The organism is Luteimonas marina (assembly GCF_007859325.1).
In the GTDB taxonomy this organism is placed as follows: Bacteria; Pseudomonadota; Gammaproteobacteria; order Xanthomonadales; family Xanthomonadaceae; genus Luteimonas; species Luteimonas marina.
Window position 1 is genome coordinate 277,655 of the sequence record NZ_VOHK01000004.1, and the last position, 19,139, is coordinate 296,793.

Consider the following 19,139-nt stretch of genomic DNA (forward strand, 5'->3'; position numbering starts at 1 on the left):
GCCTGCCTCGGCAACGGCCCGCGCAAAGCGCGGCTGCCGTTGCGTCATCCCGACCCCGGACTTGATCCGGGGGAGGGATCTCGCCAGGGAAACCCGGTTATCACCTCGGTATTCGCCCATACGATGAGGCCACCATGACCATCGAACACGCCTCCGAACTCGAAGGCCTGCGCCGCGCCGGGGCGCTGGTGGCCTCGGTCCTGTCGTCGATGCGCGACTCGGCGGTCGCGGGGGTGCGTTCGCGCGATCTCGATGCGTTTGGCGCCGAGCTGATGCGCAAGGCCGGCGCCCGCTCCGCGCCGCAGCTGACCTACGGATTCCCGGGCGCGACCTGCATCAGCCTCAACCGCGTCGTCGCGCACGGCATCCCGGACGACGCCATCCTGCGCGACGGCGACCTGGTGAACATCGACGTCTCCGCGGAACTCGACGGCTATTTCGCCGACACCGGTGCAAGCTTCACCGTCGGCACGCCGTCGCCCGGCCAGCAGCGGCTGCTCGACGCCACCCACGAGGCGCGCGACGCCGCCATCGCGCAGCTGCGCGCGGGCGAACGGATCAACGGCATCGGCAGGACCATCGAATCGACCGCCTCGCGCCGCGGCCTGCGCGTGATCCGCAACCTCGGCAGCCACGGCGTCGGCCGCGCGCTGCACGAAGCCCCCGGGCACATCCCGGGCCACTACGAGCCGCGCGACACGCGCCGCCTGCACGAAGGCATGGTGATCACGGTCGAGCCCTTCCTCGCCACCCACTGCAACCGCGCCGACGAAGCCGACGACGGCTGGTCGCTGTTCTGCCGGCGCGGTTTCGCCGCCCAGTTCGAGCATACGGTCGTGGTCACCTCCGCCGAACCGATCGTGGTGACCTGAACGCAACGGGAGAGTTGGACATGGGCTTCATGCAAGCGCTGAGGAACCGCTGGAACTCCGCCGACACGCTGGTCTGCGTGGGCCTGGACCCGGATCCGGCGAAGTTCCCCGACGCCTTCGTCGACGACGATGACGCACTGTTCTCCTTCTGCCGCGACATCGTCGATGCCACCGCGCAGTACGCCTGCGCGTTCAAGCCGCAGATCGCCTATTTCGCCGCGCACAACGGCGGCGAAGCCGCGCTGCAGCGGCTGATCGCGCATATCAACGGCAGCCATCCCGACGTGCCGGTGATCCTCGACGCCAAGCGCGGCGACATCGGCAGCACCGCTGAGCAGTACGCGACGGAGGCCTTCGAACGCTTCGGCGCCGACGCGGTGACGCTCAATCCCTACATGGGTCGCGATTCGGCCGATCCGTTCCTGCAGCGCTTTGACCGCGGCTGCATCTTCCTCTGCCACACCTCCAACCCCGGCGCACGCGACTTCCAGGAGCTCGACGTCGGCGGCGAACCGCTGTACCAGCACATCGCGCGCACCATCGCCGGCGAATGGAACGCGGCCGGCAACTGCGCGCTGGTGGTCGGCGCGACGTTTCCGGAGGAACTGAAGGTCATCCGCGGCATCGTCGGCGACATGCCGCTGCTGATCCCGGGCGTCGGCGCGCAGGGCGGCGACGTCGAGGCCGTGGTGCGCAACGGCGCCACCGCAGACGGCACCGGGCTGATGATCAACTCCTCGCGCGGGATCCTCTACGCCTCCTCCGGCGCGGGCTATGCTGAAGCCGCCGCGGATGCGGCCCGGGAGCTGCGTGACGCGATCAACCGCTGTCGCTGATCGCGACTGAAGCCGCTCCTACGCCGGAGGTCCTGCAGGAGCGGCTTCAGCCGCGATCCCCGGAAGTGCGTCGAACTGTCATCCCGAGCGCAGCGAGGGATCTTCGATTCCCCGACAAAAGCAGATCCCTCGCTCCGCTCGGGATGACACACATTTGCGCCCGGAACGACAGGCCTTGCCGGATACGGCACGCCTGAAGCATTTTCGGTGCCCATGCCCGCATTCCGTCATCCCCGCGAACGCGGGGATGACGACAACGTGGGCGACTGAAACAAGTATGGCCTATCCGCCCGCGACCACTTCCGCCACGCCGAACACCTGCCGCAGGTAGGCGAGATAGCCGGGGTCGTCGCACATCGTCTTCCCCGGCGAATCGCTGAGCTTGGCCACCGGCTGTCCGTTGCAGCGGACCATCTTCATCACGATGCTCAGCGGCTCCGGGCCGAGGTCGTTGGTGAGGTTGGTGCCGATGCCGAACGACATCAGGCAGCGCCCGCGGAAGTGCGCGTACAGGCGCATCACCTCGTCGATGTCGAGGCCGTCGCTGAACACGAACACCTTGCCACGCGGGTCGACCTTGTTCGCGACCAGGTGCGCGATCAGGCGCTCGCCCCAGGCCACCGGGTCGCCGGAATCGTGGCGCATGCCGTCGAACAGCTTGCAGAAGTACATGTCGAAATCGGCCACGAACGCGTCCAGTCCGATCACGTCGGTCAGCGCGATGCCAAGGTCGCCGCGGTACTCGCGCGCCCAGCCCTCGAACGCGGCCACCTGCGAATCGCGCAGGCGCGGGCCCAGCGCCTGGTAGGCCTGCAGCCATTCGTGCGCCATCGTGCCCTGCGCGACCAGCCCGTGGCGGCGGGCGAGGTCGACGTTGCTGGTGCCGGCGAACTTCTCGCCCAGCCCCGCCGCGAGCCGCGGGATCAGCGCCTCGTGCCAGGCGCGCGACCAGCGCCGGCGCGTGCCGAAATCGGTGATCCGGCAGTCATCAAAGCCGACCGCGTCGTTGATGCGTTCGAGCTTGTCGTGCAGGCGGCGCAGGCCTTCGGCCTCGTCCGGCGCACCGTGCGTCGCGCGAAAATGCACCTCGTTGACGATCGCCAGCAGCGGCACCTCGAACAGGATCGTGTGCAGCCACGGTCCCTTCACCTCCAGCTCGATCTCGCCGGGCACGGACGCCGACGGCCGCAGCGAGACGTACTTGCGCTGCAGCCGGAACAGGGCGAGGAAATCCACGAAGTCGGACTTCATGAAGCGCAGGCCGCGCAGGTAGTCGAGCTCTTCGTCCGACAGCCGCAGCGTGCACAGCCGGTCGATCTCGGCTGCGATGGCATCGATGTGCCGTGCCAGGTCGACGCCCGGCGTGCGGCAGCGGAAGCGGTATTCGGCCTCCGCGCCCGGATGCTGGTGCAGCACCGCCTGCATCATCGTGAACTTGTACAGGTCGGTGTCGAGCAGGGATTCGATCACGGGCATCGTTGTTCCTTTGGATTCGTCATCCCGGCTTTCGCCGGGATGACGGATAGGCTGAGGGATGACGGATAGGTTGAACCTCAGTCCCTCATGTCTTCGCCCACTGCCGCAGCGCGGCGAGCGGGAAGCGCAGCCAGATCGCCGCCCAGACCGCGGCCCGCGCCGGCCGGGAAACCGCCTTCGCCTCGAACTTGCGGAAATAGCGCCACAGCCCGCGATGCTTGTGCCACTCCACGAACAGCGGCCGCGAGCGGCTCGACACCCCGCGCAGGTGCAGCACGCGCACGTCGTTGGCGACCGCCACCTGCGCGCCGGTCGCGCGCGCGCGCCGGCACAGGTCGAGGTCCTCGGCGTGCAGGCGGTAGCCGGCGTCGAATCCGCCGATGCGGTCGAACAGGTCGCGCGGCAGCAGCATCAGCGCGCCGGACACGGCATCAACCGGCTGCAGGGCGCGGGTGTCGTCGGGCGGGATCGCGAGATCGCGCGAGGTGGAATCGCGCAGCATCGCGGCGAAGGCAGGATCACGCCGCCGCGCGGCGGCGTCGCGCACGCCGTGTTCGTCGACCAGGTCCGCGCCCAGCAGGCAATCGCCGTCGATCCGTTCGGCATGCGCCAGCAGCCGCGACAGCGCGTCCGCCTCGATCAGGCAGTCGGGATTGACGAAGGCGATCCACTCGGCGTCGCTGTCATGCGCACCCTGGTTGCAGGCGAACGAGAACCCGGGGTTGTCCGGATTGCCGATGAAGTGCAGGCGCGGATCCGCGGCCGCATGCCGCTGGATCACGTCGAGCGTGCCGTCGACGGAGCCGTTGTCGACGATCCGCACCTGGACCACGTCCCGCGCGGCGCGCAGCCGCATCAGGCAGTCGTCGATGGTATCGATGCTCTGGTAGCTGACGACGATGGCGGCGATGCCGGGCGATCGCGGCATCAGACGTCCTCCGCGTGCCCGGCCGCATCGCCGTCGCCGGATTCCGCATCATTGTCCCCGCCGGCGCGGTCCGCCCCGGGGAACAGGTCGTGCTGCCGCTGCGGCCCGTCGACCTCGGCGTACAGCTGCGCCAGCCGCTCGCGCGATTCGCGCAGCGGGTCCTGCATCAGCACCGTCGCCAGCCGCGCGTGCCAGGTCGGCCAGCGCGCGGCCAGCGCGTCCATGTCGCCGTCGGCCGGTCCGCCCTCGCCGCCGCGCGCGACGAAGGCGGTCTCGCACAGCACGTTGCGCCAGCCCAGGCCCGACAGGCGCAGCGACAGGTCGATCAGCGCCGCATACCACGAGGCATAGCTCGCGGCATCGAGTCCGCCCGCCTTGCGCCGCGCGCTGCCGCGCAGGATCACCGCGTGCGCGACCGCGGCCGGGAGTTCGGGATGGATCGGCGGCATCGCCGCGCAGGCGCGCGCGAGCCGGGCGGGGTCGTCGGGCATCGGCGCGATCTCGCCGATGCGCGGCCACGCCGCCGCCTCGCCGGCGTTGCACCACGGCGTGGCGCTGGCGATCGAGGCGTCGCGCGCGAAGCAGGCGGCAAGCTGCGTCGCCCAGCCCGGCGCAGGCACCGCGTCCGGCGCCAGCACGATCGCGTCGGCGTCGCCGCAGGCCGTCAGCATCTCGTCCACGTGCGCCACTTCGCCGATGCGCCGCTGCCGGCGCGTGTAGTCGGCCTGCAGCGACGTGCGCGCCAGCCAGCGTTCGATGATCGCCAGCCCGCGCGGGCCGGCCTGCGCATCGTCGGCGAGCCACACGCGCGCGCCGGCGGGCGTGCCTGCATCGAGCGCGGCGAGGCAGGCATCGAGCGCGTCGTCGTCGACGCCGACCGGCAGCAGCACGATCGGGAGCTCAGCCATGCCCCGCCCTGCGCATGCGCGCGTCAGTCCTTCGTCCGGTGCAGCGGCTCCATCGCGCGGAAGCGGCGGCTGTATTCGTCGGTGAGGCTGCGCGCATCGGCGTTGTTGCGGACGATGCGCGCGGTGATCAGCACGATGGTCTCGCTGCGTTCGGTTCTGGAGTTCTGGGTGCCGAACAGCGCGCCCAGTACCGGGATCCGGCTCAGCCCGGGGATGCCGCCCGCCCCGCGCTCGACGCCATCGGTGATCAGGCCCGCGAGCATGATCGTGTCGCCGTCCTGGGCCGCGGCCTCCGTCTTCATGCGCCGCGTGGTGATGCGGTAGTTGCCGTTGTTGTCGGGCTGTCCGGCCGGCGCGCTGATTTCCTGCACGATCTCGAGGAACACGGTGCCGTCCTGGGTCACCCGCGGGCGCACCTTGAGGATGGTGCCCGTCTCGAGGTACTGCACCGAGGTCAGGCTGTTGTCGCTGCCGAGGATCGGATTGACCGAGATGGTCGACACCGGGATGCGGTCGCCGACGTTGAGCTCGGCCTCGACGTTGTTGCGCACGAACAGCGACGGCGTGGACAGCAGGCGCACGTCGGACACGTTGTCGAGCGCCTTGATGATCGCGGCCGCGTCGCTCTTGAACAGGGTCCACGACGCTCCGCTGCCGGTCACGCTGCCGCCGAAGGTGCTCCAGCTTCGCGGGATGAGCGGATTGGCGCCCAGATCCAGCCCGGGCACGCCTGGCACGCCGACGCCGCCGTTCTCGATGTACCACTGCACGCCGTACTCGAGCTGCCCCGACAGCTGCACCTGCGCCACCTGCGCCTCGATGTGCACCTGCAGCGGCATCACGTCGAGCCGTTCGACCACTTCCCGGATCGATTTCCACGCGCTCGGCGTCGTCCGCACCAGCAGCGCGTTGGTCTCGTCCAGCGCGGACACGCCGACGCGATCGCCGTCGACCTCCAGCGTCACGCTGGAGCTGCCGCCGCGGTCCTGGCTGAGCGACAGCGAGCCGCTGCCCAGGCCACCGCCGCTGCCCGAACTGCCGGAGCTGCCGCCCATCGAATCGATCGAACTGCCGCTGTCGATCTTGCCGTCGCTGCCGAGGCCACCCGCGCCGCTGCCGATCGAGACGCCGCTCAGGCCGGGCATCAGCGAACCGCCGCTCTCGCCGTTGCCGCTGCGCCCGCTGCCGCCGCCGAAGACTTCGGCCAGGCGCTCGGCCAGGTCGCGCGCCTTGATGTACTTCAGCTCGTACGAGTACAGCCGCGCGCCGGCGCCGGAGCTGTCGATGCGCTCCAGCCAGTCGCCGATGTCGTCGAGGTACTCGGCCTGCGGCGTGATCACCAGCACCGCGTTGGCGCCTTCCAGCGGCAGGAACCGGAACATGCCCGCGACCGGCGACTTGCTCTGCTCGCCGAACACCTTTTCGAGGTCGGCGACGACCTGGGTCGCCTTGCCGGTCTGCAGCGGGAACACGCCCACCGACATGCCCGACAGCCAGTCGACGTCGAAGATCTCGATCGTGCGCAGGTAGTTCTCCAGCTCCACGCGCGAGCCGGACACCGTGATGGTGTTGCGCCCGTTGTCGACCGCGACGATCGCGTTGGGGCGCGCGTAGGGCTTGAGCACCTTCTCCATCTCGGTCGCGGAGATGTAGCGCAGCGGCACCACCCGCACCTCGAAGCCGCGCGCGGCGGCCGCGCCACCGGTGCGCGGCGCGACCGTGCCCGAGGGCAGCGCCGCATCGGCCGGCACGATCTGGTACATGCCGCCGCTGTAGACCATGCGCGCATTGTTGTCGGCCAGCGCACGCTCGAGCAGCACGTAGGCCTGCGCCGGGCTGACGGTGCGCGGCGTGGCCAGCGTGACCGTGCCCTGCACGCCCGGGGCGATGGTGTAGTTCTGCCCGAGCATGTCGCCGAGGATCGCCTTGACCACGGCATGCAGCGGCTCACCCTCGAAGTTGAAGCTGGCCTCGCCGGTGCTGCCGCCCAGGTTCGGCGGCGGCGCGGTGGCGGCGCGCTGGTTGATCACCTGGCCGGTGCCGCGGCGGATCTGCGCGCGCGGGCCCTCGGTGTCCTCCAGCGTCTCGGTCTGGACGCCGTCGGCCGCGGCGCCGTCCGCCGCCGGCGGACGCTGCTGGCCGCGTGAGAGCGTCGGCGGCGGCATCGAGGCGCAGGCCGCGAGCACCATGGACAGGAACGCCGCGATGGCGGATCGGCAGAAGGATCGTGGAGTCATCGGCACAGTCTATTTCTTCTGGTTGGCTCGCTGGTTCGAACGCGCCATCTCGTCCTGGCGCAGCCTGGCGCGACGCTCCTCGATGCGGCGGCGGATCATCTCGACCTGCTCCTGCGCGGCCTGCTGCGACACGGCCGCGTCCGGCGCGCTGTCGGCCTCCTGGCCCGGACCCGTGGCGTCCATCGGCGGCTGCGAACCGCCGGTCGCGCGCGGCGGCTCCACCACCATGTCCGCGTCCGCCACCGCGGCCGGCGCGCGGCCGGACATGCCGGCGGCATCGGCCGCCGGCGCGGCGACCTGCGTGGGCGGCTGCCCGCCGACGCCGTCGAACACGCGCAGTTCCAGGGTGCGCTCGCCCTCGGGGCCCGCGAACACGGCCTTGCGCGCGTCGACCGACTGCAGCACCCAGCCGGGCGCGGATTCCGGCGCGCCCCCCTGCTTCACCCGCACCGGCTCGCCGCCGCCGCTCGGCTGCAGGATCACCATCTGCAGGTCGGGGGTGCGCAGGACGCTGGTCAGCATGTAGTCGAAATCGTTGCCGGCCTCGCCCGTATCGCCCATCGGGTCGATCACGAACGGCTGCGGCCGGCGGTTGTCGGTGAACAGCGGGCGCGCGGCGACGTCGCCGTACTGCGCCAGCGGGCCGAGCCGTTCCTCGCCGCGGGCCGTCGGCGACGGCAGCGCCTGGCGCAGCGAGGGATCGTCGTCGAGCCGGTCGATGCTGCCGCCCATGCCGAACAGCGCCAGTCCCCAGACGCAGACCGCCCAGCCCGCGAGCGCGGCGTACAGCCAGGTGCGGGCGCCGGCATCCTCAGCGCGCATCGGCCGCTCCCGCGCCCGTTCCCGGCTGCAGGTAGCCGTATAGGTCGAAGCTGACGTCGACGCCGCCACCGCTGCCCTGGCCGGCGCTGAACTGGTAGCGCTGCGCGAGCAGGTTGAGGTTGTCGACGAACAGCCGCGGCGAGCCGCTTTCCAGCGAGTGCAGCACCGCCGCGAGCTCGGGGTTGCCGCAGGTCAGGCGCACCTGCACGGCGGCGCGCGGGAAGCGCTCGGGGCGCGTGTCGTTCATCGGCTGGCGGTTGGTGATCGCGCAGCTGCGGTTGCCGGGACTGGCGGCCAGCACCGCCTGCTCCAGCCGCTGCACCAGGGCCGAGGTCGCCAGCTGCACGTTGGCTTCGGCCATGAAGCCCGGCGCGCTGCCCGCCGCCGCGCGCGCGGCGGCGAGGCGCTCGCGCACTTCCGGCGCCTGCCCCAGCTCCATGCGCGCACGCAGGTCGCGGTCGCGCAGGGTGTCGATGCGCGCGTTGGTTTCCAGCAGCGGCGCCGTCCACCACGGATGCACCAGCAGCAGGTAGGCGAGCGCGAGCACGCCGGCGAGGATCGCCAGCGCCAGCCAGCGGTCGCGCCTAGTGACCTCCGGCTGCATCCGGCGCCCCCCTGGCCGCGGCGTTGCCCGGCGCCTGCGCCGGTGCGGTCGCGAGCTTCGCGGTGAGGGTGAAGCGGTCCATGCGCGTGCGCGGGTCCGGCTGCAGCGCGCCCGCCAGCGCCGGATCGGTCCACAGCGGCGAGCCCTGCAGCCGGCCGACCAGGGCCGAGGCCTCGCGGCTGAGCCCGATCAGCAGGATGCGCTCGCCCTCGACCGACAGCTTTTCGAGATAGGTGTCGTCGGGCAGGCGCCGGGCGAGTTCGTCCATCACCTCGACCATCGTCGGCTTGCCGGCGCGCGCGGCCTGCAGGAAGGCGCCGCCCTCGATCAGGTCGACCAGCTGGCGCTTCTCCAGCGATGCGCCGCGCGCCTGGCGGACTTCCTCGTCGACCTGCTGCTCGAAGTAGTCGGCGGCCGCCTCGCGGTTGGCCAGCATCTGCCACATGCCTAAGAACAGCGCCGCCGCGGCGACCAGCAGCAGCACGAGATTGCGCCGGCGCCAGGGATCGCCGCGCAGGCGGCGCTGCGCGCCGGTCATCAGGTTGACGCCGAGCGGCCGGCCGCCGGCATCGGCCACGTCGACGCCGGCCAGCGTCGGCGCCAGTGCGCCGAGCGCCGCCAGCGCGGCCTCCAGCGTCGCCTTCGGCACCACCACCAGTTCCGCTTCGAGCTGGTCGTCGCCGCGATGGCCGAGCAGGCGCGCGTCGTAGCTGACTTCGGCCGCGGTGAACGGCGTCTGCCGGTCGATCTCGAAGCCGAGCACCTCGCGCAGGCGCTCGCCCGCCGCCGCCGGCAGGGTCAGGCGCCGGCGCAGGACCGCGGACGCCGGCAGCACCAGCCAGCGCGGCACCTCGACGATGCGCGGCGACAGCAGCGATCCCAGCGGATCGGCTTCGGCGGCGCCTGCTTCGGGAACGGGGAGTCCGGCGAGCGCGCGCTCGGCGTCGCCGCGCCACAGCGACAGCTGGAGCTCGTTGCCGTGACGGCGCAGCAGCAGGCGCTGCGGCGACAGGCCGAACAGGTCGCGGACCCGAGCCGGCAGCCAGCTGGCGAGCGAGCGCGTCCACCAGCTGCGGAACTCGCGCAGGCGCGGGCGCAGGGAGCCTTCGACCCGGCGCAAGCCGCCGCGCAGGCCCGATGGCGCCGTTCCTGGTTGTTCGACGGCGGCCATCATCGCGGCGACGCGCCTTCCTCCCATCTCATGACGGTGAACGCCGACCCGGGCACGCCACTGGGCCCCAGCCGGACCACGGCGCGCAGGACGGATTCGCGGCCGTCCCTGAGCCGTGCATGGCTGTCGATACTATACGTGCCGCTGCCGGCGCCCACGAACGAGGGATCGCCGGGCAGCGGGGGGCGTTCACGATTGGCCAGCACCGGTGCGGCGTCGATGCCCATCGCCGTGAGCGCGGCGCCGGTCGCGAAGCGCGGGTCGGGGATCGGCAGGCCGCTGTGGATCGTCAGGTGCGCGGCCAGGGCGTCGTACAGCGCCGGCGTCATGCCCAGCACCTGCTCGACCTCGGCCACGGTCTCGAACGGCGCGTCCTTGGCGCCGTACGGCAGGCCGGCGGCGGCGTACTGCGGGTCCTCGGCGCCGCCCTGCGGCTGGGTCAGGTCGTCGGCGTCGCGCCAGTCCAGGATCGCGGCCGACACGCTGTCGGCCAGGTCCGGCTGCGCGCCCACCGCGCGCATCAGCGCCGCCAGCGTGGCGGCATCGGCGGCGTTGAGGTCGAGCTTGCCGGACTCGTCGACGATGCGGACCTCGACCTCGGCATCGGCGAAGCGCCAGGGGTAGGCGCGGCCATCGGGCAGCCACTGCCGCTGCGGATCGGGATCGGACACCCGCGTCGCCGCATACTCCAGGGCCGCGCGCGCGGCCTGCGCCGCCGCCAGTCCACTGCCCAGGGTGCGGCCCTGCAGGTACTCGATCTGCGCGCTCATCGCGAACGCGCCGATCAGCGCCGCGAGCAGGGCCGTCAGCCACAGCACCAGGATCAGCGCCGCGCCGCGCATGCGTTCGCGCACCGTGGTCACGGCACCATCCCGCCCATCCGCTGCGGCAGCATCACCACCAGCGGCGGCCATGTGCCGCCGCTGCGGCTGGCGAGTTCGATCGACACCTGCAGCGGCAGCGTATCGACCTGCTCCCAGGTGTCGGTCCACTCACCCAGGTAGCCGTCCTCGCCGATGCCGCGATAGCGGAAGCGCGCGTCGGTCAGGTCCGGCACCAGCGATTCGGGCGGGCGCGCGTTGCGGTCCTCGATCGTGCCGCCGGCGATGGCCATCGCGAACGACACCGCCAGCCGCTGCCCGCCGTCGCCGTCGAGCACCGCGATGTCGTGCAGGTGCGGCCCGCCGCGTCCGAGGTAGTTCGGCAGGTCGGCGACGAAGCGCACGCGATCGGGCTCGCCGATGAAGCGGATCATCCGCCCGGTATCGTCCTCGATCGCGAACGCGATCGGCGTGGCCGACGACAGGCGGCGGCGCAGGAACCCTTCGACCGCGCGCATGCGCTCGGTGCGGTCGGCGAGCGCCTCGCCGCGATCCACCGTTGCCGTCGCCGCGCGCAGGGTGGCGAAACCGAGCGCGAGGCCGGCGGCGAGCAGGGTGGTGGCGAGCAGGATTTCGAGCAGGGTGAAGCCGCGCTGCGGACCGCGGCCCGCAGCGCGGGGAATGATGCCGTCGCCACGGCTGATATCAGTGAATCGCCCGCGAGAATTATTTTTTTCCTGCAGGCATCGCGCGCGGGCCCCCACCCCAGCCCTCCCCCGCAAGCGGGGGAGGGAGCCAACAGCGAGCGCCGCTCCTGCTCCCTCCCCCGCCTGCGGGGGAGGGTTGGGGTGGGGGCCAACGCGCCGCAATATCGCCAGGCGCCGACCTGCCCTCCGGTTCCGATCCGCAAACCACCTCATCCCGACACCCCCGCCGGATCCGGCTGCACCAACCGTAGCGACTGCAGCTGCAGCCGTTCGCGCGGCCCGCCCTCGCCCCAGGTCACCGTCAACTGCAGCTGCAGCAGCTGCGGCGAGAACGGATCGAACGGCCGCCCGGGCGGCAGGCTGCGGTCCACGTAGGGCGCGACGTCCAGCACCCAGCGATAGCGCCCACCATCGAAATCACCGTCTCGGCGCCCCGGCTGCAACACTTCGCCCACGCCCACTTCGTCCAGCAGCGACTGCGCATGCAGCGCCGCGCGCCCGCTGTCCGCCGACCAGCGTACCTGGCGCACGCCACCGGACAGCGTGCCCAGCAGCAGGGTCAGCGCGAGGCCGAGCACGGCGAAAGCGACGATGATTTCGAGGAGGGTGTACCCCCGCTGGAAAGTCGGGACCGGGGACCGGGGACCGGGGACCCGGCAACGGCGAGCGCAGCCTCCCCGCACTCGCGGCTTCCCGCTTTTTCCCGGCCCCCGGTCCCCGGTCCCCGGTTCCACCCGCCTCATCGCACCACCTCGCCCCGACGCAGCGTTACCTCGCCCGTCAGCCACGCTACGTCCACGTTCCAGGCCGCATCGCGCAGGCTGAGCTGCACGCGTCCGCCGCTCGACGCGCCATCACCGAAGAACATGATTGCGCCGACGCCCTCGGCCGGCTGCAGTTCGCGCGCGCCGATGAAATGCACGCCGAGCTTCTTCGGCAGGTCGCCGCTGCGCCCGTTCGCGCCCTGCCAGGCATGCGCGGCGGGATCGATCAGGAACTGCTGCGGCTTGCCGGTGGCGATCGCGCGCGCGCGCGCGAAGCGCAGTTGCGACGTCACCTCCTTGGCGCTGGAGCGCAGGGCCATGCGGTCGAAGCCGCCGGTCAGCACGCCCGCGGCGAGCAGCCCGGTCGCGGCGATCAGCGCCATGACCAACAGGATTTCGAGCAGGGAGAAGCCGCGCTGTGGACGACGTGTCGATGACGGACCTTCGCTCTCCCTCCCGTCATTCCCGCGGCTCTCGACAGACGAATGTCTGGTCAAGCGGGAATCCATTTGCTTTTCGTTTCCCGGCGCCACGCCAAAATGGATTCCCGCTTTCGCGGGAATGACGGAGGGGCGAGAGTCGCGGGTGTGCACCCTAATCGTTGCGGATGTCGGCGTTGACGCTGTCGCCGCCCGGCTTGCGGTCCGCGCCATGGCTGACGATGTCGTAAGGCCTGCCGTCGCCCGGCGCGCGGTACTCGTAGGGTGTGTTCCAGGGATCCTTCAGTTCCGAGTCCTTCGCGTACGGCCCCAGCCAGCCGACCGCGCCACCAGGCTGCGTCACCAACTGGTCGAGCGAGGCCGGCAGCGTGCCGGTGTCCATCTCGAACTGGCTGATCTTCTCGGCCAGCGTCTGCACCTGCGCCTCGGCGAGCCGCACCTTGGCGCGATCGCCGCCGCCGAGGATGCGCGTGGCCGCGAACGCGACGATGCCGCCGATCAGCACCACCACCAGGATGATCTCGATCAGGCTGAAGCCGCGCTGCGATTGGCGCACCGCGGGGTGCGAAATGATGCCGTCGCCACGGCTCATACGAATGAATCGCCTGTAAGACCCGCTTTCAGCCCGCGCCTTCCGCCCAACCACCCGCACCTGAAACCGTCGATTACCCATCATCACGTCCTCTCACCAATCTCGTACAAGTCGAATGATCCCGCCCCCACCATGAACCGCTTACCCGATCACGTTGGTCAGGTCGTAGATCGGGATCAGCACGGCCAGGATCACCACCATCACCACCAGCGCCAGCAGCATCGTCACCGCCGGCACCAGCGCGGCGAGCATCCGGTCCAGCGCCTGCCCGGTTTCCTGCTCGAAGGTGTCGGCGGTCTTGAGCAGCATCGCATCAAGCGCGCCGGACTCCTCGCCCACCTGCACCATCTGCAGCGCCAGCCGCGGGAAGCGCTTGCCCTTGCCCAGCGCCGCCGACAGGCCCGCGCCGTTCTTGACGTCCTCCGCGGCGGCTTCGACATCGGCCGACAGCACGCGGTTCCCGACCACGGTCTTGCCGATGCCCAGCGCCGCCATCAGCGGTACGCCGTTCCTGAGCAGGGTGCCGAGCGTGCGCGCGAGGCGCGCGGTTTCCAGCCGCGCCGCCAGCGAACCCACCAGCTTCTGCCGCAGCAGCCAGCCGTCGAAGCGAGTGCGGAAAGCCGGATCACGCAGGCGGCGGTCGAGCCACCAGATCGCCAGCGCCGGCACCACCAGCAGCACGATCCACCAGTCGCGCACGAACAACCCGAGCGCGAGCACCAGCTTCGTGAACAGCGGCAGCGGCGCATCGAGGCTTTCGTACATCGCCGCGAACTGCGGCACCACGTAGCCGAGCAGGAACATCAGCGACAGGCCGACCATCACCAGCAGGATCGCCGGATAGATCAGCGCGTTGATCACGCGCCCGCGCAGCGCACGGCTGCGTTCGAGGTAGTCGGCCAGCCGCTGCAGGGTGTCCTCGAGGCTGCCGCCGGCCTCGCCGGCGCGCACCATGTTGATGTAGAGCCGCGAGAAGGTACCGTGCTGGCGCTCCAGCGCAGCCGACAGCGCGGTGCCGCTGCGCACCGCGTCGCGGATCTCGGCGATGGTGCGCTTGGCGGCGGGCTCCTCGGGCAGGTCCAGCAGGATCGTCAACGCACGATCCAGCGGCTGCCCGGCGCCGAGCAGGGTGGCCAGTTGCTGGGTGAACTGCACCAGCCGCGGGCCGGCGAAGGGCCTGGGCTTGAACAAGGTTTTCCACGCAGGTTCGCCGCCGCCTTCGCTCGCCAGCCGCGCCTCGACCGGCAGGTGGCCGAGCTCCTGCAGGCGCAGCGCGACTTCGGCGTCGCTGGCCGCATCCATCTGGCCGTCGAGCATTTCGCCGCGCGCGTTCAATGCCTTGTAGCGGTAGAGGGGCATGATTCGAAATCAGTCGCTTCTTCTTTGCTCGTCATTCCCGAAAAAGCGGGAGGTGCTTTTCAACAGCGCGAAGCGCTGGTCATCCATGGACGTTACGCTTTAGGCACTTGGCCAGTGATGTCAGGCCACAGATCCCGCCAGGAAGGATTTTTCTCGTCGATCAGCTGCGCCTTCCACGCCCGCCTCCATTTCTTGATCCGCTTCTCGTGCAAGATCGCCGACTCCATCGTGGCGTGCATTTCATACCAGACCAGCCGGGCCACGCCATAGCGTTTTGTGAACCCGTCCACGATGTGCTCCCGGTGTTGCCACGTTCTGCCGATCAAATCGCTGGTAACGCCGATATACAGCATGCCGTTGCGGTCGCTTGCCAGTATGTAGACGCAGGGCTGCTTGTCCATCGCATTTCCCGGTAAAGCGTCCATGGATTCCCGCTTTCGCGGGAATGACGATCGGAAGCCCGATCGCGCCAGATCGCGCTCACCCCTCCTCCGTGACGCGCAGCACTTCCTCGATCGTGGTGACGCCCGCCAGCGCCTTGGCGATGCCGTCCTCGTACATGGTGCGCATGCCGTTCTGGCGCGCGATCTGCTCGAGTTCGCCCATGCCGGCGTGACGCATCACCGCGCGGCGCAGCTCGTCGTTCATCACCAGGAACTCCATGATCGTGGTGCGGCCGAGGTAGCCGGTCGGCGCGATCGCCGAACCGCGTGCGCGGTACAGGAAGATCTCGCCCTCGGGCTGGAACCGGCGCAGGCCGAACTTCTCGATCTCCTCGGGCGAGGCCGGGTACTTCTCCGCATGCCGCGGCTCCAGCCGGCGCACGAGGCGCTGGGCGAGGATGCCATTGACCGTGGAGGTCATCAGGTAGTCCTCGACGCCCATGTCGAGCATGCGGGTGATGCCGCCGGCGGCGTTGTTGGTGTGCAGCGTGCTGAGCACGAGGTGGCCGGTGAGCGCGGACTGGATCGCGATGCGCGCCGTCTCGAGGTCGCGCATCTCGCCGATCATGATGATGTCCGGGTCCTGGCGCACGATGCTGCGCAGCGCGTGGGCGAAGTCGAGCCCGATCTGCGGCTTGGCCTGGATCTGGTTGATGCCCTCGATCTGGTACTCGACCGGATCCTCGACGGTGATGATCTTGACGTCGGGCGTGTTGAGCTTGCTCAGCGCGGTGTACAGCGTCGTCGTCTTGCCCGAGCCGGTGGGGCCGGTGACCAGCAGGATGCCGTGCGGCTGCTCCAGCACCTTCTGGAACTGCGGCAGGAAGTCCTGTGTGAAGCCGAGCCGCTCGAAGTCGAATACCACCGTCTCGCGGTCGAGCAGGCGCATCACCACGCTCTCGCCGTGCGCGGTCGGCACCGTGCTCACGCGCAGGTCGAGCTCCTTGCCCTGCACGCGCAGCATGATGCGGCCGTCCTGCGGCAGGCGGCGCTCGGCGATGTTGAGTTTGGCCATGATCTTGACGCGGCTGATCACCGCCGCGGTCAGGTTCGACGGCGGGCTCTCGCCGTCCTCGAGCACGCCGTCGATGCGGTAGCGCACCTTGAGCCGGTTCTCGAACGGTTCGATGTGGATGTCCGAGGCGCGCAGTTCGACCGCGCGCTGGATGACCAGGTTGACCAGGCGGATGACCGGCGCCTCGGACGCGAGGTCGCGCAGGTGCTCGACGTCGTCCATGTCGCCGCCGCCCTCGCCGTCGGTGGTCTCGACGATCGCGCCCATCGCGCTGCGGCCCTGGCCGTGCCAGCGCTCGACCAGGTCGTCGATCTCCGAGCGCAGGCCGACGACGGGCTGCACGTCGCAGCCGGTCGCCAGGCGCACGGCGTCGAGCGCGTAGTCGTCGTACGGATCGGCCATCCACAGCGCCAGCCGGCCGTGGCTCTCGCCGATCGGGCACAGCTGGAACTGCTTGAGGAAGCGCACGCTCAGCGGCTGCGCGTCGGGCAGCAGTTCCGGTGGCGAGGCCGGCATGTCCTTGGCGCCGAGCAGGCGCAGCGACAGCGTTTCGGCGCAGGCCTCGGCGTGGTCGCGCTCGGACACCAGCCCCAGACGCGAGAGCAACTGCAGGATGCCGCCGCCGGTTTCCTCCTGCAGCCGGCGCGCGCGCGCGAGGTCCACGTCCTTGAGCTGCTGCCTGGCGAGCAGCGCCGCGACGATGCGGTCCTGCGCATCCGCGGCCGTGGATTCGCTGGCGTGACTGTCGGGGATCGCGTTCACGGCGGGGATTCCGTTGGGGGTCCGACTTTAGCAGTTTGCGCCGGACGGCTGGCTAAACCGTGCGGCGATCACAGCGCATCGGGCCGGACCCACCCGCGACGGGCACCCTGTCGCGATGCACGTGGGAGCGCCTTCAGGCGCGATGCTCTTTGCCCCGCCGCCCGCCGCCATCAAGAGCATCGCGCCTGAAGGCGCTCCCACGGTTGCGATTGCGCACCGCTGGCGGCGGGGAACCATCCAAAAAAGAGCCCCGGCAGGGCCGGGGCTCGGGATCACCGCCCGGAGGCGGGCATCAGTAGCGGGCCTGCAGCCTGACGTTGCTGTACGCGCGCACGCCGACGAGCTTGACGTAGTACGTGCCCGCCGCCGGTGCGTTGACGCGCACCGTCTCGTTGTTGCCCGGACGCTCGGAGCGATGGTCCGCCGCCGTCGTCGGCTCCGCCTCGAAGCTGACCAGCAGGGAGACGTCGCCGCTGCCGCCGGTGGTGGTGATGCTCAGCGGCCCGCTCGTGCCGCCCGGCACGGTGATGCTGTACAGCACCTCGCTGCCCGCGGCCCCGGACAGTCCGGTCACCGGCACCTGGTTGGCCAGCGGGATCGCGTCACCGGGTTCCGGACCGGCTTCACCGCCCCACTGCTCGAACTGCAGTTCGGTCTGCTCATCGCTGAGGCAGGCGGTCACCGAAGCATGCTCGGCAGGGCTCAGCAGGCCATCATCGGCAAGGCCGTCAACGTAGGCGCGGATGCCGTCGCGGTAGACGTCGATGTCGCCGGTGCCGCCCGCCGTCGCGCGCGCGGTGCCGTAGATGTTCGCACCGACGATGGGGCCGCCCGCCACGCTGGTCGGCACGCCTGTGTCGCAGTCGAGCAGGAACTGGTTGCCGCGGTTGATCTGCCAGCCGATGTCGGAGAACAGCGCGGGGGTCAGGTCCAGGTTCAGCGCCGCGAGCAGGTCGTCGTTGATGAACGGCTCCATCACCGCGTTGGGCGTCAGGCGGGTGTCGTAGTGCGAGAACGACGAGCCCTGGGCCAGCGCCGTCGGCGCATACAGCTGGACGTTGCCGTCGCCGTCCACGCCCGCCGTCAGCGCCAGCGGCGCCTCGTCCTTGACCGCAGCGCCGGTGAACACCAGGTGCGAGTCGTTGACGGCCGCCGCCGCGCGCTGGGCGTCGGTCATCGCGGTCCACGCGGTGCCGGTCGAGTTGTCGATGACGAAGGTGGAGTAGATGTCCGGCCGCCCCTGGAACTGCGCGCCGGTCGACAGCGTGTTGAACCCGGAGAAACCGAGGCCGTGCGCCATCTCGTGCACGACGACGTCGAGGAAGTTGATCAGGTTCGACGGGGTGTTGCCGTCGAGGCCGAAGTACCAGCCCGAGCCGGTGAGGCAGCCGGGCTGCCCCAGCCGTCCGTTGAAGCGGCTGATGATGTCCGGCGTGTCCGCCGGCAGGCCGTTGGCGCTGCCCAGGTCGGTCGCGGCCAGCGCATCGCCCAGCGCCGAGTGGTACCAGGTATCCGCAACCGCGCCTTCGGGCAGGGTCGGCCCCGCGTTGAAGGCGAAGATGTAGTTGGTGCCCGACGATCCGAGCACGCCGCCGGTCGCCGTGCACGACAGCGCCTGGAAGCTCGCCTGGTTGAGGATTTCCACCTCGCTCTCGAGCACGGAGCCGAGCAGGTCGGCCGCGAACTGGAACACGATCAGCGCCTGTTCGCCGCGCGTGGTGCCGGGATTGCCGCCGACGGGCGCGACGGGCGTCGCGTCCTCGAAGCCCTGGCCGGTGCCGGCGTCGGCGTTGACGATGGTGATCCTGGCGCCGGCGTAGGCGGTGCTGGCCTGGAACAGCGCGGCGGCGAGGACGGTGGGGACCAGCAGCTTGCGGCGGCTCATGGCGTCACCTCCTGCTCCGCGACGGCATCCGTGGCCTGCTGTTCCGGCTCGTTCCCGTGGTTGATCCGAATGCTGCCATCGGCCTGGCGTTCGGCGACGAGGTGGCTGAAGTGGCTGTCGGGAACCTGCACCAGTGCGGCGACCTGCCCGGTCCGGCTGGTGCGCAGCGTCGAGCGGGCCGCGATCTCGTCGCGCGGACGCCTGGCGAGCGCGGCGGCACGATCCTGCTGCATCACCTTGCCCAGCGCCTGCCGCTGCGCGGCGCTGGGCGCCTGCAGCTTGCCGGTGGCCGGATCGACGAACACCTGGACGCCGTGGTAGGTCACCGGCATCGCCTCATCCGGCGAGGCCGCGCCGTCGACCTGCGTCTCGCCGGCAATGACGCCCGCCGCGGCGAACGAGACGAGGACCGTCCCGCACAGGATGTTCACTACGCGCTTGTACGTCATTGCGTTTCTCCTTGACTGTCGGAAACAACGTGCCTGTTTGCACCGCAA

Annotated in this window: 17 protein-coding genes and 2 pseudogenes; 2 read left to right on the forward strand and 17 right to left on the reverse strand. The window is 70.6% G+C overall.

The features are described 5' to 3' along the window. Nucleotides 1-134: 134 nt before the first annotated feature. A complete protein-coding gene (gene map, locus FQY83_RS10560; RefSeq protein WP_146387777.1) occupies nucleotides 135-872 on the forward strand; it encodes a type I methionyl aminopeptidase in 738 nt (245 codons plus the stop codon). 20 nt (nucleotides 873-892) lie between these two features. After that, nucleotides 893-1,708: an orotidine-5'-phosphate decarboxylase gene (pyrF, locus tag FQY83_RS10565; protein WP_146387779.1), complete on the forward strand. Its 816-nt coding sequence runs from the start codon at nucleotides 893-895 to the stop codon at nucleotides 1,706-1,708. A gap of 282 nt (nucleotides 1,709-1,990) precedes the next feature. Here pyrF and pncB read toward each other — a convergent pair whose 3' ends face one another. The 17 genes and pseudogenes from pncB to FQY83_RS10650 all read right to left on the reverse strand — a co-directional run bounded on the left by pncB (nucleotide 1,991) and on the right by FQY83_RS10650 (nucleotide 19,091). Further along, nucleotides 1,991-3,184 (reverse strand): nicotinate phosphoribosyltransferase, encoded by a 1,194-nt coding sequence (pncB, locus tag FQY83_RS10570; RefSeq protein WP_146387781.1) that lies wholly within the window; start codon nucleotides 3,182-3,184, stop codon nucleotides 1,991-1,993. Between the two features lie 85 nt (nucleotides 3,185-3,269). Continuing rightward, entirely contained in the window at nucleotides 3,270-4,112 is an 843-nt protein-coding gene (locus FQY83_RS10575) for a glycosyltransferase family 2 protein (protein WP_146387783.1), read from the reverse strand. An 80-nt stretch (nucleotides 4,113-4,192) separates the two neighbouring features. Then, nucleotides 4,193-5,020: pseudogene (locus FQY83_RS10580) on the reverse strand (glycosyltransferase); the annotation flags it as partial. Between the two features lie 23 nt (nucleotides 5,021-5,043). Beyond that, nucleotides 5,044-7,257 carry a type II secretion system secretin GspD gene (gene gspD / locus FQY83_RS10585; RefSeq protein WP_146387785.1) on the reverse strand — a complete coding sequence of 738 codons (2,214 nt, stop codon included), beginning with the start codon at nucleotides 7,255-7,257 and terminating at the stop codon, nucleotides 5,044-5,046. Nucleotides 7,258-7,266: 9 nt separating this feature from the next. After that, nucleotides 7,267-8,079: a hypothetical protein gene (locus FQY83_RS10590; RefSeq protein ID WP_146387787.1), complete on the reverse strand. Its 813-nt coding sequence runs from the start codon at nucleotides 8,077-8,079 to the stop codon at nucleotides 7,267-7,269. Then, entirely contained in the window at nucleotides 8,069-8,683 is a 615-nt protein-coding gene (gene gspM, locus FQY83_RS10595) for a type II secretion system protein GspM (RefSeq protein ID WP_146387789.1), read from the reverse strand. The genes FQY83_RS10590 and gspM overlap by 11 nt, the downstream gene beginning before the upstream one ends. Further along, nucleotides 8,664-9,881: a PilN domain-containing protein gene (locus FQY83_RS10600; protein ID WP_238333464.1), complete on the reverse strand. Its 1,218-nt coding sequence runs from the start codon at nucleotides 9,879-9,881 to the stop codon at nucleotides 8,664-8,666. The genes gspM and FQY83_RS10600 overlap by 20 nt, the downstream gene beginning before the upstream one ends. Further along, nucleotides 9,854-10,696 carry a type II secretion system minor pseudopilin gene (locus FQY83_RS10605; protein WP_146388129.1) on the reverse strand — a complete coding sequence of 281 codons (843 nt, stop codon included), beginning with the start codon at nucleotides 10,694-10,696 and terminating at the stop codon, nucleotides 9,854-9,856. The genes FQY83_RS10600 and FQY83_RS10605 overlap by 28 nt, the downstream gene beginning before the upstream one ends. A gap of 17 nt (nucleotides 10,697-10,713) precedes the next feature. Beyond that, nucleotides 10,714-11,358, reverse strand: coding sequence for a prepilin-type N-terminal cleavage/methylation domain-containing protein (locus tag FQY83_RS10610; protein WP_238333475.1), 645 nt, complete (start codon nucleotides 11,356-11,358; stop codon nucleotides 10,714-10,716). Between the two features lie 233 nt (nucleotides 11,359-11,591). Beyond that, nucleotides 11,592-12,002: pseudogene (gene xpsI, locus FQY83_RS10615) on the reverse strand (type II secretion system protein XpsI); the annotation flags it as partial. A gap of 119 nt (nucleotides 12,003-12,121) precedes the next feature. Then, the gene (gene xpsH, locus FQY83_RS10620; protein WP_272952461.1) at nucleotides 12,122-12,643 is read right to left on the reverse strand and encodes a type II secretion system protein XpsH; all 522 of its coding nucleotides are present in this window, start codon (nucleotides 12,641-12,643) and stop codon (nucleotides 12,122-12,124) included. Nucleotides 12,644-12,740: 97 nt separating this feature from the next. Continuing rightward, nucleotides 12,741-13,178: a type II secretion system major pseudopilin GspG gene (gspG, locus tag FQY83_RS10625; RefSeq protein ID WP_146387795.1), complete on the reverse strand. Its 438-nt coding sequence runs from the start codon at nucleotides 13,176-13,178 to the stop codon at nucleotides 12,741-12,743. A gap of 141 nt (nucleotides 13,179-13,319) precedes the next feature. After that, a complete protein-coding gene (gene xpsF / locus FQY83_RS10630; protein WP_146387797.1) occupies nucleotides 13,320-14,537 on the reverse strand; it encodes a type II secretion system protein XpsF in 1,218 nt (405 codons plus the stop codon). Between the two features lie 92 nt (nucleotides 14,538-14,629). Beyond that, a complete protein-coding gene (locus tag FQY83_RS10635) occupies nucleotides 14,630-14,938 on the reverse strand; it encodes a GIY-YIG nuclease family protein (protein ID WP_146387799.1) in 309 nt (102 codons plus the stop codon). Between the two features lie 79 nt (nucleotides 14,939-15,017). Continuing rightward, entirely contained in the window at nucleotides 15,018-16,748 is a 1,731-nt protein-coding gene (gene gspE, locus FQY83_RS10640) for a type II secretion system ATPase GspE (RefSeq protein WP_192906696.1), read from the reverse strand. Nucleotides 16,749-17,049: 301 nt separating this feature from the next. Next, nucleotides 17,050-18,642 (reverse strand): pre-peptidase C-terminal domain-containing protein, encoded by a 1,593-nt coding sequence (locus FQY83_RS17685; RefSeq protein ID WP_192906690.1) that lies wholly within the window; start codon nucleotides 18,640-18,642, stop codon nucleotides 17,050-17,052. Then, a complete protein-coding gene (locus tag FQY83_RS10650; RefSeq protein WP_146387803.1) occupies nucleotides 18,639-19,091 on the reverse strand; it encodes a post-PEP-CTERM-1 domain-containing protein in 453 nt (150 codons plus the stop codon). Before FQY83_RS10650 ends, FQY83_RS17685 begins: the two co-directional genes overlap by 4 nt. Between the last annotated feature and the right edge of the window lie 48 nt (nucleotides 19,092-19,139).